This window comes from Candidatus Jidaibacter acanthamoeba (genome assembly GCF_000815465.1).
Lineage (GTDB): Bacteria > Pseudomonadota > Alphaproteobacteria > Rickettsiales > Midichloriaceae > Jidaibacter > Jidaibacter acanthamoebae.
This window is the reverse complement of record NZ_JSWE01000096.1, coordinates 124,287-138,137: the sequence shown is the minus strand read 5'-3', so window position 1 is coordinate 138,137 and position 13,851 is coordinate 124,287. Positions and strand designations below refer to the sequence as shown.

Sequence of the window (13,851 nt, the reverse complement as noted above, 5' to 3'; positions counted from 1 at the left end):
TTACTTTAGTAAAAACTCAACTACATCCATTAAAGCAGATTGAGCTTTAGGGGAAACGCCTGCAAAATTAACGAAGCCGTGAAAAGTATTGGGATAATGCTTGTGAACTACTGAGTAGCTGTTTTTTTGTAAAATATCAATATAATCTCCTGCTCCGATAAATAGCGGGTCAAACTCTGCAGTGATTATGAGAGTTTCTGTATTGCTTAAGTCTAAGTCTGAAATATCAGGGCACATAAGCGGTGATTTTAGGTCTTCAGAAGTATTAGTATATAGACTTAACTGGTAATCTAATATCTTACTGCCTAACTTCCCTACCCACCATCTTTTACTTTCCCGTGCTCGCTTTATTCCCTCTTCACTTACATCAAGCACCGGGTAAATCAGCACTTGCTTTATCGGGAGCGGTTGTTGTTTTTCCTGCAAATAATTTAAAACTACACAGGTTAAGTTACCCCCTGCACTATCCCCTCCGATCATTATCTTACTAATATCGCCGTTTATAGCTTCAATATTATCAATCACCCAATTATAGCCCTCTAATGCGTCATAAGCCGCTTGAGGGAATTTGTGCTCAGGAGCTTTTCTATATTCGACTCCCACCACTATAAAACCCGTATGATAGCATAAATACTTAAGCATAGGGCCATAAGCTTTTAGGCTCCCTATAGTCCATCCGCCGCCGTGATAATATATAAATACCGGTAAAGCTTTACCTGATTTATTTGCGGTAGGCTTATAAATTTTTAACTTAAAACCTTTAGATAAACGTACTTCTTTAATATCTACTCCGGATTTCATTCTAGGGCCTATAACCGCTCCCCTGGAGTCAAATAAGTTACGTAAGATTTTATTAATAAATTTTTTTATCATATTATTTATATTTAAAAAGCCGGCTTAAAATTTAAGTAAGCCGGCTTACAAGATTTTATATTATTAAAATCATCTTACTTTAATTCGGTAAAGCATCAAGTGCATCGACCAAACTTTTTACCGCACCGACCGAGCTGTTAAACTTCTCTTTTTCTTCACCGTCTAATTGGATTTCTACAATTTTTTCTACCCCTTTACTACCGATTACGACAGGCACGCCGACATATAAACTTTTAACGCCGTACTCTCCGTTTAAATAAGCTGCACAAGGCAGTATTCTTTTCCTATCTCTTAAATAAGATTCCGCCATTTCAATTGCAGAAGTAGCCGGCGCATAAAATGCAGATCCGGTTTGTAATAACTTCACGATCTCAGCACCGCCTTCTCTGGTACGCTGAACGATTTGGTCAACTTTCTCTTTAGAAATCCAGCCCATTTTAATAATATCCGGAAGAGGAATACCTGCAATGGTAGTATATCTTACGAGCGGTACCATGCTATCACCGTGCCCGCCTAAAACGAATGCGCTGACATCTTCAACCGATACACCGAGTTCTCTTGCAATAAACAATCTGAATCTTGCGGAATCAAGAACACCTGCCATCCCTACCACTTTATTATGCGGCAATCCGCTTGCTTTTTGAAATGCATAAACCATAACATCGAGCGGGTTAGTCACCACAATAACAAAGGCATTCGGGCAATACTTCTTAACGCCTTCTCCGGCCATCTTCATTACACTGTTGTTAATACCTAAAAGATCATCCCTACTCATGCCAGGTTTTCTGGCAATACCAGCGGTAATTATTACTACATCCGCGCCTTCAATATCTTTATAATCCGAAGTACCGGTTATAGAACAATCATAACCTTCCACCGGTGTGCTTTGCTCAAGATCGAGCGCCTTGCCGCGAGCAAAATCTGCTGTTTTATCAAGGATTACTACATCCCCGAGATTCCTAAGCGCAGCAAGATGTGCTAGTGTCCCACCGATATTACCGCCCCCTATAAGCGCAATTTTATGTCTTTTTGACATTTTAAATACCCTCCGAATTTATTTTTAAGTTACCATTAATCCCATTAATTTAATAATACTAGAAAAGTATAATATAAATCAATTATATTAAGAGCTTTGATCTTGAAAATTTTTAATATACGCACTAAATTCATTGCATAAAATTAATAAAACCTTAGGAATAATATGTCAATTATACATGATGAAAATAACACCAGTGAATTAAATAAAACCCCTGAGAATACCGAGATCCAAGCTCAAGAACAAACTGAAAACCAAGAAGAAAACCTGCTAGAAAACAGCTTGATGGAAGTTAGTAAAAAACTGGAAGAAGAAATTAAATCTTTAAAAGAATTAATCCTAAGAGAAAAGGCGGAAAACCAGAATTTACGTAAAAGACATGAAAAAGAGCTCGAAGATAATCATAAATATGCAATCTCCAACTTTGCCAGAGACCTAATTGAAGTGCAGGAAAATATGCATAGAGCTATTGACAATATTCCGCAAAATGAAATAGAAGCCAGTCCGGCTCTTAAAGCATTATTAGAAGGTGTTGAATTAACTAAAAACTCTCTTGCCAGTATTTTTGAAAAGTATGGTATCATAAGAATCTATCCGTTGGAACAACAGTTTGATCATAATTTTCACCAGGCAATCGTACAGGTTCCCGATGCTCAAAAGCCAGAAGGAACAATTGTTCAGGTTATTCAAGCAGGATACATTATTAAAGACAGATTGCTTCGCCCGGCGTTAGTAGCGGTAGCAAAATCGTCCTCTTAGTTTAATAAAAATGTAACTTGAATAAAAGTTTACTTAGTTGTATTTAAATTTAAATATATGTTTTTTTTAAATTGCTAAGGGAAAAGGCTTTGTCAGACATTTTTAATTACCACCGTTTTTTTAATAAATTTCCGGTTATAGAGCTTGGTACAATTAAGCTCAGAGATTTGATGCTTTCGGATAAGGAAAGATATTTTAAAATGATGTCAGAGCCTGAAGTTATTAAGTATCTTTCCGATGAAGATGTTCCCAATAGCTTGGAACAAACAGAGCAGGAAATAAAATTTTGGGGGGGATTATTTTATAGAAAACAAAGTGTATTTTGGACAATTTCAGATACTTCAACCGATGAATTTTTAGGTACTATCGGTTTCAATACATGGAATTTCAGTAATCGTAGAGCTGAAATCAGCTATGATTTAATGAAGGAATATTGGAACCGAGGTATTATGACTAAAGCATTAACCAATGCTATTATATTCGGCTTTAAAAATATGAATCTTCATCGCATTGAAGCGCGCACCATGCTCGGCAACATTCCTTCGCAGCGTTTACTCGAAAAAGTAGGCTTTAAACGCGAAGGCACTATGCGCGGGTATAGAATTATAAGAGGCGAACCGATTGATGTATATATTTACTCGATCACTGCAAATGATTTCGCCGGCTTTTTAGCTTAAGTTTATTTATTCAAAACTATTAAAATCTTATAAGCTTTATAAATTTATTGCTTTAAAAAGTGCCTTATTAACCTTTTGTTAAGAATTTAGCGTCATAATCAAATTATAATTAAATCATAAAATAATTTTATGAAGAGCAATCCCGGCAACATTTTTACAAATATGATAAACACTTCAAAAATTCTTGATCCTGTGCTGGCAGCAGATTTAGATCAAATACTTATATCATTTTTTGAAAACCGTGGAATTAAGAATGTAGAATTGTTAATAGAAACAAATCCTGAATTAACTCAAAAAATAGTTAAAAACTTATTAAGTGCAGCCACTTTTAATGCAAATAGTTTTACGGATAAAGATGTCGGGTTTATTAATGGACAATTAAATAACGACAAACTTTCTATTTCCAAACTTTTAGAAAGCATTAAAGACGGAAAGTTACAACCGAATGATATCCCGGAGCCTATTAAAGCAGGTAATTACAGAAAAGATGGTTATATAAAGGCTTTAATTGGAGTTGAGCTGCTGCGTTATGAGCTGGAACTAGCGGAGAATGGTGATATCCCTGCACAAGAAAAATCTGAGTTAATTAAAAGTTTTAATGAGCATATTACCGGCAAACTATCAGAGTTGGATGCCTCATTGAAAGAAATAGAAAATAAAGAAATAAAACTGCAATATATAGATACTATTAAAAGGAATGTTTTAGTAACTGATGCTCAAGCTGAGGAAGTATTTCTTAATCAACAAAAAAATGGAATATCGGGTGATACCTTAAACAAAGAATATAAAAGAAGAGGTCTTAAGACTCATTATAAAATAATCGAAGAAAAACTTGAACAAGAGTTAAGCGGTTTAAATGCTGAAGAGAAGAGAAGCAAAGCTATAGACTCAATATCAAAATTAGCTTACCTAAACGGTGAAGCAGCAAGTTCACTCATTTCCTCAATAAAAGAGGAACAGGAAATCACCCCTAAACACATAGTTGAATTATTAGTAAAGCGAGAAATAAAACCGAAGATAGAAGGGTTGCCTGAAAAATATACCGCACCTCTAATCAGTGAAATGAGAAGCGAAGCTATCAAAAAAACACTTAGTGAAATTGAACGCTTTAATTCATTGGAAGATTTAAAATATGTAGAAAATAATAAATATAATAATAATGTATTACATAGAGCCGTTTATGCTTTAAATAAAGGGGCGCCTGCATTTAAAGCTGAATTCGGTGATGTTAGCCTTCAATATCTTTTTGAGAGAAATAGCGATAAAATTAATAGCTTCAACTCCGAGCAGCAGACACCTTTGAGCCTTTGTACGAATCAAGAAATTAGAAAAGTATTAGTAATGAACGGTGCAAAAATAGAGCATGCAAAAAACTTAAATAGTTCAGAATATGCATCTGAAAAAAGTGAACTTATTAACATCAGCAAACAGTATGAAGAATTAACTGCTAATGTGAAATTATCTATAACCAAACTTTTCCAAAAATATAAAAATTCAAAAGAAGATTTTGCCGAGGCAATAGTTAATAAGGTGAAAAAAACCTTTGAGCCCGGTAAACAGCTTGAACTGGAGGATGAAAAAAGCATCAAAGTTAAGGCCTCTGATCTTCATGATGACCTCGCAAGCAAAAATAATGCTATCAATAAAATGGGTATAGTGGATAAGTTTGTAGACTTCCTCAAAAAGTTTATGGGAAATGATAAATTCACCACCTTTGCAAAGGAAGCTTCCGAAGAATTAGGTAAAACAATTAAAGGTAATTTCACCAAAAATTTACTTGAGAAAAGGGTGGAAGCTGACTTAAACAACGTTGCTAAGTTAGGTAGGCAATAAAAAAGTTAGCTTACATATTTTTAGCATAAGGTCTTTAAGCCGGATAACTCGCTTTATTTCATAAAATACTTCGGCTATAAGAATTACAGCAATGTAAGTATTTATAACCTGTTTTTTTCATTCAACTTTAGAATATCTATAATTTGAAAAATAAGGTGCATTTGCTCAAGTACAGTATTGATATCTTCTTCAAAGGTGGCGGGAGCAAAAATCGAACCGGGCTCAAAATAGTCCTTTGAAGAAGAAATTGTTATTAAAAGGCTATTTTCAAAAAAACTGCATTGAATCGGTTCATTATTAAATAGCTTTGCTAATTGTATTAATCGTTCCATAAAACTAGGATTTAATAAATAACGCGCCTCTATTTGATCACTAGCATAAACCTCAAACTGCTTCTCAAATACGGGGTCTTCTAATTTTACATTTTGTAGTGTCTCAAACTGCTTTCCAAATAGATTACCTATAACACCGGCATCTTTTCTAACTATGGTTTTCCCGTAAAATGATCTATTCATACTGAGTTGTATAATTATTCCTTTGAATATGGTTTTTCTTGTATTATTTTTGCCTGCCTTATTAGCTATTTCCAATGTAGCTTGAGTAAGATGTAATTTAACATCCTTATAAGTACCTTTTATTGAATCTTCCATAAACTTATAATCATATAAAGGTATAATACCGGACGATAAAACAGATTTGAGTGGAAAATCACTTTTCACTTGATATATCAAGCTTCCTCTAAAGAAGCTAAATATCAGCGGAAATATTTCTGATTTAATTGCTAATTTATACTTACTTACCGGCGCGTATACCCAGAGAACGGCTACCCCTAATAAGAGCCCTGTCCCCATTGTATAATTCTTAATCTCGGTTGTAATACCATAAGCATCCATCAAATAATACCATAAAGTAGACAAAGTTAGGATCGTAATTAAAATTGGTATGAATAAAAAACAACGGATACGAAATATTTTCAGTAAATTAATACGTTGCTCTTCATATTTATGTATATTAGGCAAAATGAATTGTTTATAATGTTCGATAGAGGGTTTTTGTTCCTCACCGAAAGTTTTGAAGTGAATTTGCCCTTGGTCTAAAATAGGTATCTTCTTGCCTGCTAAAAATGCTATAAATGTAGCTATATCAAGGTGCATAATTTTTTTAAGCATGTTAATTACTTTTTGGTATTTAGCTTAGAAATTCGCTTGTATTAATTGGTGCCTTTGAAGCCTCATCGGTTTGATAAAACGGCAGCTCCTGAATATTTGCAAGTTTTGCAATTAAATTACCCGGAAAAATTTGTATAGTATTATTAAGTGCGGTAACTGTTGAGTTATAAAACCTTCTGGCTGCGGTTAGTTGTGCCTCAACCTCATTTAATGATTGTATCACTTCAATCATAGCCTGATTGGATTTCAAGTCAGGGTAGTTCTCTACTGACATCATGAATTGACCAAGTTTATTTGCCAGTAACTCTGAATCGGCAAAGTGGTTTTTTACTTCAGTAATATTATTTGGATCATATTTCTTATCTACTTGAGTTCTCAGCCCTGTAATTTCTTTCATAATCTCCATTTCATGTTGCATAAACTTTTTAGCTACGGCTAGTATATTGGGAATTAAGTCTGATCTTTTCTTCAACTGCACATCTATACCGGAAAGAGACCCCCTGACATTATTTCTCTTTAAAATTAAACTTGCATACCACAGATAAGATATTATTAGTACAACACCAATAATACCTAAGATTATAGAATCCATATATCCTCTCCCCTAGTTACTTATATTAAGTATATATTAAGTTGTTTTTATAGCAACAAGCTTACCGAGATAATTCCTAAAATCTGAGATATTAATGATTACAATACCCCAATATTTAGTTTTGCCGTATCTGAATAAGTATGGCAAAAGATTCAAGATATAGTTAATAAGGTATTATTAGTAAAAAGAAGAAGAGGGTGCATAGTATATTTACTCTCCTCTTCCTTCACTCCATTATTACCATAACTACTGCTTAAGGTATATTAAGCGGGCTTATACCCCGTATAAACCACAATCGAAGCAATAAGCACCACCCAAATGAGGCTTAATGGGAGGAATACTTTCCAACCCAATCTCATCAATTGGTCATATCTGTATCTCGGTAATGCAGCCCTAACCCAAATAAAGATAAATAAACAAAACATTATCTTTAAACAAAACCAAATAATTCCGGGAACAAAACCGAGGAAGGTGATGCCAAACGGCGGGAGCCAACCGCCCATAAATAAAATTACCGTTATTGCACTCATAAGAATCATATTAGCATATTCTCCCAGAAAAAACATGGCAAAACCCATAGAAGAATATTCAACATTATACCCTGCAACCAATTCTGCTTCAGCTTCCGGCAAATCAAATGGATGCCTGTTAGTTTCCGCTAAAATCGAAACGAAAAATATAACCATCATAGGTAGTAACAACAGCTCTAAATAAAGTGGCATATTTTGTTGAGCCAGCACTATTTCCCTTAAATTTAAAGACTGAGTAACTAATAAAACACTAACTATAATCAACCCGATGGAAACTTCATAAGAAACCATTTGAGCGGCTGATCTTATCGCACCTAAAAAGGCATACTTGGAATTACTCGCCCACCCGGCGATGATAACCCCGTAAACTCCAAGCGAGGAAATTGCAAGAAGGTATAATACCCCGACATTAATATCAGCTATCACAAACTCACTGCCGACCGGGATCACCGCCCAGCCGAGCATAGCAAGGGAGAAGGTAATCATCGGCGCGAGCATAAACAGCACTCGATCAGCATTCTTAGGCAAAATAGGTTCCTTAAACATTAATTTTAATGCATCAGCAAGCGGCTGTAATAAACCGAAAGGCCCCACCACACTAGGGCCTACTCTAAGTTGCATAGAGGCAATCACCTTTCTTTCCGCATAGGTGAGATAAGCAACACAAACAATAAGCGGCACAACAACGATTAAAATTTTGGCAAGAATACCAACAATCAACATTAAGTTTTCAAACATATAACTTTATATAAAAAATAATTAGCTTATATAATTTACTACAATAACTTCATGAATTGCGCAATTTATATATAACATTGCTGCCCTAAAAATAAGTAAAATTATGCTTGATAAACTCGGTTTTAAATTTTAACTTTGCAACTTGAGTAATAATATGATATTAAAGCGCTCAAGCTATTTTTGAAACTAAAGAGGAGAAATTATGAGCGACGTCGAAAGCCGCGTTATTAAATTAGTTGCCGAGCATTTAGATGTTGATGCGTCTAAAGTGAAGCCGGATGCAAGGTTTAGCGATGACCTCGGAGCAGATAGCCTGGATACCGTTGAACTGGTTATGGCATTTGAAGAAGAGTTCAATATCGAAATACCTGACAATGCAGCGGAAAAAATCATTAAAGTTGAAGATGCGGTTAGTTTTATAAAATCACAAATTGATAAAGCTTCTTAAACTAAAAAACTAAGTTTAACTTTTCTTAGCAGCATTTTATGAGACGTATTGTTATCACGGGAATCGGTTTAGTTACACCTTTAGGTGCTGACGCAAAAAGCTCATGGGAAAATTTAATTCGCGGTAAATCCGGAATTAAAAAAATTCCCCTTGAGCTATTTGATACATCTGACCTAAATACCAGGATTGCCGGCCTGGTTCCCGGTAAAGATGAGCAATGCGGATTAGATCTGGAAAAATATATTCCTTTGAAGGAAACTCGTAAAATGGATAAATTCATTCATTATGCAATTGCGGCCGCAACACAAGCGGTTGATGATGCGGGATGGGTTCCTTCTAATGATGAGCAAAGAGAACAGACCGGAGTATTAATTGGCTCCGGTATCGGAGGGTTAGCGGTTATTGAGGAAACAGCTAATATTTTAGCTGAAAAAGGTGCACGCAGAGTCAGTCCCTTTTTCATTCCCGCTTCCCTTATAAACCTGGCCTCAGGTCATATTTCAATAAAATACGGATTTAAAGGTCCTAACCATGCCGTTGTAACAGCATGTTCCACCGGTGCACATGCGATCGGAGATGCAGCAAGGCTTATTGCCTTAAGTGATGCTGATGTAATGGTTGCCGGCGGAAGCGAAGCTGCAGTTTGCAGGCTTGGTATTGCAGGCTTTAATGCTTGTAAAGCACTTTCAACTAATTTCAATGATACGCCTGAAAAAGCTTCCAGACCTTGGGATGAAGCCCGTGACGGCTTTGTTATGGGTGAAGGTGCGGGTGTTGTGGTACTTGAAGAATATGAGCACGCCAAAAAGCGAGGCGCTAAGATTTATGCCGAAGTGGTCGGGTATGGTTTAAGCGGTGATGCATATCATATGACCGCTCCGGCGCCTGACGGTAACGGCGGTTTAAGATCTATGCAAATGGCATTGAAAAAAGCTGAAATTAACCCGGAAGAAGTGGGGTACATAAATGCTCACGGCACTTCTACTCCGCTTGGAGATATAATCGAATTAAATGCGGTTAAGACATTGTTTAAAGATCATGCTTATAAGCTGATGATGTCATCAACTAAATCCTCAATCGGACATTTACTTGGGGCAGCAGGAAGCGTTGAAGCAATTTTTTCAATACTTAGCATGCAGCATGGGATAATTCCTCCAACTTTAAATCTTGATAATCCATCCGAAGGTTGTGATATTGATTTAGTTGCCCATACGGCAAAAGAAAAGAAAATTGAGGTTGCGCTTTCAAACTCGTTTGGTTTTGGTGGAACAAATGCCAGCTTATTATTTAAAAAAGTTTAATGCATTCTAAGTTAAAGAAATTTTTTATTATATATCTTATATTTAAACTACTACTTATTACAGCAGTGGTTTATTCTTATCACAATACGTTTTACAAAACGCATGTACATCAAGAAAAAATTGTCATAATTCCTAAGAACTATTCAATCAATCAAATCGCTGATTTACTTCATAAAAAAGATGTAATTAAAAGCAAACTCTTATTCATCCTACTTTCCAAAGCACATTCATTTAAAAAAGAATATTTACAATCGGGAGAATACAAGTTTGAAGCCGGGATGAAGATGATAGAAGTAATTCATAAGCTGACAAGAGGGGAGGTAATTATACATAAAGTTACTATTCCCGAAGGGTTAACCAATTCCCAAGTATTTAAAATATTAGATAACAGCTATGGCTTAAGCGGCAGTATAAATAAAGAGAAATATAAAGAAGGCTATTTGTTACCTGAAACTTATTCATATAAATACGGTACCAAAAAAGAATCCGTTTTGGCAAGAATGCATTCAAGCATGGAGAAACACTTAACCTTATTTATTTCTACCTCAGCTTTACCTATTCCTTTGAAAGATGTTAACGAACTTTTAACCCTAGCTTCTATTGTTGAAAAGGAAAGCGGTATAAATGCGGAAAAGCCTTTGGTTGCCGGAGTTTATCTTAATCGCTTAAAAATAAATATGCCGCTTCAAGCTGACCCTACAGTAATTTACGGCATGACTGGCGGGGTTGAGCCCTTTCCTAAACGTCTTACTTATAAAGATCTGGAAAGCGCTTCATTATATAATACGTATAAAGTAAAAGGGCTTCCGCCTACCCCGATTGCGAACCCGGGGCTTAGGTCAATTGCTGCCGTGTTGCACCCAGCTAATACCAAGGATTTGTTTTTTGTTGCTGACGGGCTCGGCGGCCATAAATTCTCCGAAACTTATAAAAAGCATTTAACTAATGTGAAAAATTTTCGTACATTTACCGGCAAAAAGTCTGAATAAAAAAAGTCGGCAATAAAACAAATTCCGACTTTTTATTAAAAATTAAGTATAAAAACAGCGCATATAACTCTATAGAGCCTTCTCTTTACCTTTGCCCTCACTTTCCTTAGATATTCTTTCGGAATGTTTACCAACCGGGGATTTATCTTGAGGCTTGAAAAATTTTGTAATATCTTGACTGTGTGTTTCAGCAGCAGCTGCAAGTCGCCTTTTTTCAATCTGCTCATCACGTTGTTTAGAATCTAACTCTTCACAACATTCTTCACTTTTCACTCTTTTACTAGAAGTGTTTTCTTCTTTCTTATCAGAACCTTCAAAGTCTTCTCTATCACGTTTATTGGAAGTTTGTTCTTTTTTCATCCATGAAAGTAAAAGTTCTGTTATGCCTTCATCTTTTGAATAATTGATCGGGATTCTCCCCTTATAATCTTTTAAATATGGATTTGCACCTTCTTCAAGTAGCAACTTTACACAATCAATGCTACCGGAGATAACCGCACGGTGAAGTATCGGTTTTACATCATCCCCGTTATAATCATAGTTCACATTGATATGATTTAATGATTTATTAGCTTCTAAGCATAGTTTCAATAATTTATAATTTCCATTTATCACTGTATTTTCTGTAATATAACAAAACAAACCATCATGAGTATCAGATAATAAAATAACAGTTTTTTTAAAAAGTTCGGGTAATTTTTCTAAACACTCTACAAAGTAATTAAAGTCTTTAAGAGATTTAGAATAATTTTCTATAAAATTATCAATCTCATTAATATCTCCTTTCATCCATACAACTTTAAATTCTTCTACTAATTTACGTAAATAGTTTTTCCGAGTATTATTTTTCATATTATTAAATTCGATTTGTTAATTTGTTATATTATATAGATTTATATATAAATATAGAAGTAAATAAATATTAAAATTATATTTCCAAAACTTAAAGTTAATTTTAAAGCTAATATTAAAATTTATCCTAAAACTTATAATTAAGTTCTTTCGAACATATTATGAAGTTCTTTTAGAGTCAATTTCCTGAAAGTTGGCCTACCGTGATTACATTGCGAGGAGAACGGTGTATTTTCCATTTCCCTTAGTATTGCGTTCATTTCCTCAACGGATAGCTTTCTTCCTGCCCTTATACTTGAATGGCAGGCAATATTGCCGCATATCTCATCAAGCTTTTCATCGAGATTTGTAATTGTATTATATTCCGAAATATTATCAGCCAGGTCAAAGATAAAGCCTCTAATATCAAGCTTACCAAGCAAATACGGCACTTCCCTGACTAAAATCTGAGATAACCCGTTTCTTTCAATCACAATACCGAATTTTCTTAAGCTTAGAGAAAATTCCAGAATCTTTTCAGCCATGGCTGCCCCAACCTCAACCACTTCCGGGACGAGTAACGGTTGGCTTTTTACCCTATTTTCCTGCATTGCCTTTTTCATCTTTTCCAGCACCAGTCTCTCATGTGCTGCATGTTGGTCAACTATAATAAACCCGTCCTTACTTTCCGAAATAATAAAGGTATTATTGATTTGGCATTTAGCAAAACCTAAGGGAAAAGAATCGCTACTACTACTCGACTCTTCCGCTTTTTCTACCGATTTATTTTCCACAACCTCAAAGTTTACAGACCTAAAGCTATCAGTTATCGAATCATGTATTTGTGATGTGCTAACCTCACGATTAAAATTATTACTAAAAGTTTTAGCCTGAGGTCTTTCATCTACAAATCGATTAATATTAAGCGAAGACTGAACTATCGGCCTTGGTGGTAAGAGATTAATCTGGGGATGATATAGTTTAGACGGATTTATTTCACCACTTGCCTGAGGAGCGCTTGCCTGTGCAATTGCCTTTCTTATCTCGGAAATTAAAGTCCCGCGAATAAAGTTTTCATCCTTAAAGCGTACCTCTGCTTTAGTCGGGTGCACGTTAACATCAACTTCATACGGGTCAATTTCTAAAAATAGGGCAATCATAGGATATCTATCATGTGGTATTAGCCCATTATAAGCTGCTTTTACGGCTCCTATAAAAAATTTATCCCTAATTATTCTTCTATTTACATAGGTTAAATAATTTACTGAAGTCTTTCTGCTATAGGTGGGAAGTGAAGTGTATCCTTTAAATGATAAATAATCCCGGCTAAAACTTACTTTTACTGAATTTTTTAAAAAGTCTGCACCGAGTATATCCCCTACCCTGGTATCCTCTCCGCTTAGGTCGGTTTGGTTCGGTTTATAATTTAATACTACTCTTCCGTCTGAAATAAACTTAAAAGAAATGTTTGCATGGCAAAGCGCGAAACGATTTATCAAATCAGTACATACGCTAATTTCTGAACTTTCGGATTTTAAAAACTTAAGCCGATTGGGCGTAAAATAAAATAAATCCCTAACTTCTACTACGGTACCCTGTTTTAAGCCGGCCGGAACTAAGTTCTGTACCTCACCGCCTAAAACTTCAATCTGCCATGCCTCGTCTTTTGTTATATGCCTGCTGGTAATTTTCATTCTGCTAACTGAAGCAATCGATGGCAAAGCTTCCCCTCTGAAACCATGAAAATTTATATTGCAAATATCATCTTCACTTAGTTTTGAGGTTGCATGGCGCTCAATAGCAAGTAAAAGGTCATCTTTAGTAATCCCTTCCCCGTCATCAGTGATTATAATTAGGTTCCTTCCTCCCCGTTCAATCTCAATAACTATATTCTTTGCACCGGCATCTATTGAGTTTTCTACCAGCTCCTTAATCACTGAAAGGGGTCTTTCAATAACTTCTCCCGCTGCTATTCTATTAATTGTCTTTTCGGTTAGTCTTTTAATTTTCATGCAGATTATTTTATAAGCAGTTTATATCTTTTACATCCGTAATTATAGAGAATAAATGGTTTT

At 35.2% G+C, this 13,851-nt stretch carries 13 protein-coding genes; 6 read left to right on the top strand and 7 right to left on the bottom strand.

Annotated features, from left to right (window positions below; genetic code table 11):
- Positions 1–873 carry an alpha/beta hydrolase gene (locus tag NF27_RS04855; RefSeq protein ID WP_039456447.1) on the bottom strand — a complete coding sequence of 291 codons (873 nt, stop codon included), beginning with the start codon at positions 871–873 and terminating at the stop codon, positions 1–3.
- Between the two features lie 79 nt (positions 874–952).
- The gene (gene mdh, locus NF27_RS04850) at positions 953–1,909 is read right to left on the bottom strand and encodes a malate dehydrogenase (protein WP_039456445.1); all 957 of its coding nucleotides are present in this window, start codon (positions 1,907–1,909) and stop codon (positions 953–955) included.
- A gap of 165 nt (positions 1,910–2,074) precedes the next feature.
- Between mdh and grpE the strand changes: the two genes are divergently transcribed.
- The 3 genes from grpE to NF27_RS04835 all read left to right on the top strand — a co-directional run bounded on the left by grpE (position 2,075) and on the right by NF27_RS04835 (position 5,178).
- Positions 2,075–2,668 carry a nucleotide exchange factor GrpE gene (grpE, locus tag NF27_RS04845; protein WP_039456443.1) on the top strand — a complete coding sequence of 198 codons (594 nt, stop codon included), beginning with the start codon at positions 2,075–2,077 and terminating at the stop codon, positions 2,666–2,668.
- Positions 2,669–2,757: 89 nt separating this feature from the next.
- Complete coding sequence (locus NF27_RS04840; protein ID WP_039456441.1) at positions 2,758–3,345, top strand: GNAT family N-acetyltransferase; 588 nt, start codon at positions 2,758–2,760, stop codon at positions 3,343–3,345.
- Positions 3,346–3,474: 129 nt separating this feature from the next.
- Entirely contained in the window at positions 3,475–5,178 is a 1,704-nt protein-coding gene (locus tag NF27_RS04835) for a hypothetical protein (RefSeq protein ID WP_161791805.1), read from the top strand.
- A 101-nt stretch (positions 5,179–5,279) separates the two neighbouring features.
- Here the strand turns inward: NF27_RS04835 and NF27_RS04830 are convergent, their stop codons facing one another.
- From NF27_RS04830 to nuoH, 3 genes are all read right to left on the bottom strand, one after another.
- Positions 5,280–6,347, bottom strand: a complete 1,068-nt coding sequence (locus NF27_RS04830; RefSeq protein ID WP_039456436.1) for a DUF3137 domain-containing protein — start codon at positions 6,345–6,347, stop codon at positions 5,280–5,282.
- Between the two features lie 19 nt (positions 6,348–6,366).
- Positions 6,367–6,939: a LemA family protein gene (locus NF27_RS04825; protein ID WP_039456434.1), complete on the bottom strand. Its 573-nt coding sequence runs from the start codon at positions 6,937–6,939 to the stop codon at positions 6,367–6,369.
- A gap of 263 nt (positions 6,940–7,202) precedes the next feature.
- Positions 7,203–8,207: an NADH-quinone oxidoreductase subunit NuoH gene (gene nuoH, locus NF27_RS04820; RefSeq protein WP_039456432.1), complete on the bottom strand. Its 1,005-nt coding sequence runs from the start codon at positions 8,205–8,207 to the stop codon at positions 7,203–7,205.
- A gap of 202 nt (positions 8,208–8,409) precedes the next feature.
- On the opposite strand from nuoH, the gene NF27_RS04815 reads away from it, so the two are divergent.
- From NF27_RS04815 to mltG, 3 genes are read left to right on the top strand one after another with little or no spacing between them, the layout of a single operon-like run.
- On the top strand, positions 8,410–8,655 hold the full coding sequence (locus NF27_RS04815; protein WP_038537595.1) for an acyl carrier protein: 246 nt from the start codon (positions 8,410–8,412) through the stop codon (positions 8,653–8,655).
- A 38-nt stretch (positions 8,656–8,693) separates the two neighbouring features.
- Positions 8,694–9,956 carry a beta-ketoacyl-ACP synthase II gene (gene fabF / locus NF27_RS04810; protein WP_039456431.1) on the top strand — a complete coding sequence of 421 codons (1,263 nt, stop codon included), beginning with the start codon at positions 8,694–8,696 and terminating at the stop codon, positions 9,954–9,956.
- Complete coding sequence (mltG, locus tag NF27_RS04805) at positions 9,956–10,945, top strand: endolytic transglycosylase MltG (protein WP_039456430.1); 990 nt, start codon at positions 9,956–9,958, stop codon at positions 10,943–10,945. Before fabF ends, mltG begins: the two co-directional genes overlap by 1 nt.
- Before the next feature lie 69 nt (positions 10,946–11,014).
- On the opposite strand, the gene NF27_RS04800 is transcribed toward mltG, so the two are convergent.
- A complete protein-coding gene (locus tag NF27_RS04800) occupies positions 11,015–11,797 on the bottom strand; it encodes an ankyrin repeat domain-containing protein (protein WP_039456429.1) in 783 nt (260 codons plus the stop codon).
- A gap of 140 nt (positions 11,798–11,937) precedes the next feature.
- The gene (gene mutL / locus NF27_RS04795) at positions 11,938–13,788 is read right to left on the bottom strand and encodes a DNA mismatch repair endonuclease MutL (RefSeq protein WP_039456427.1); all 1,851 of its coding nucleotides are present in this window, start codon (positions 13,786–13,788) and stop codon (positions 11,938–11,940) included.
- Positions 13,789–13,851 lie beyond the last annotated feature (63 nt).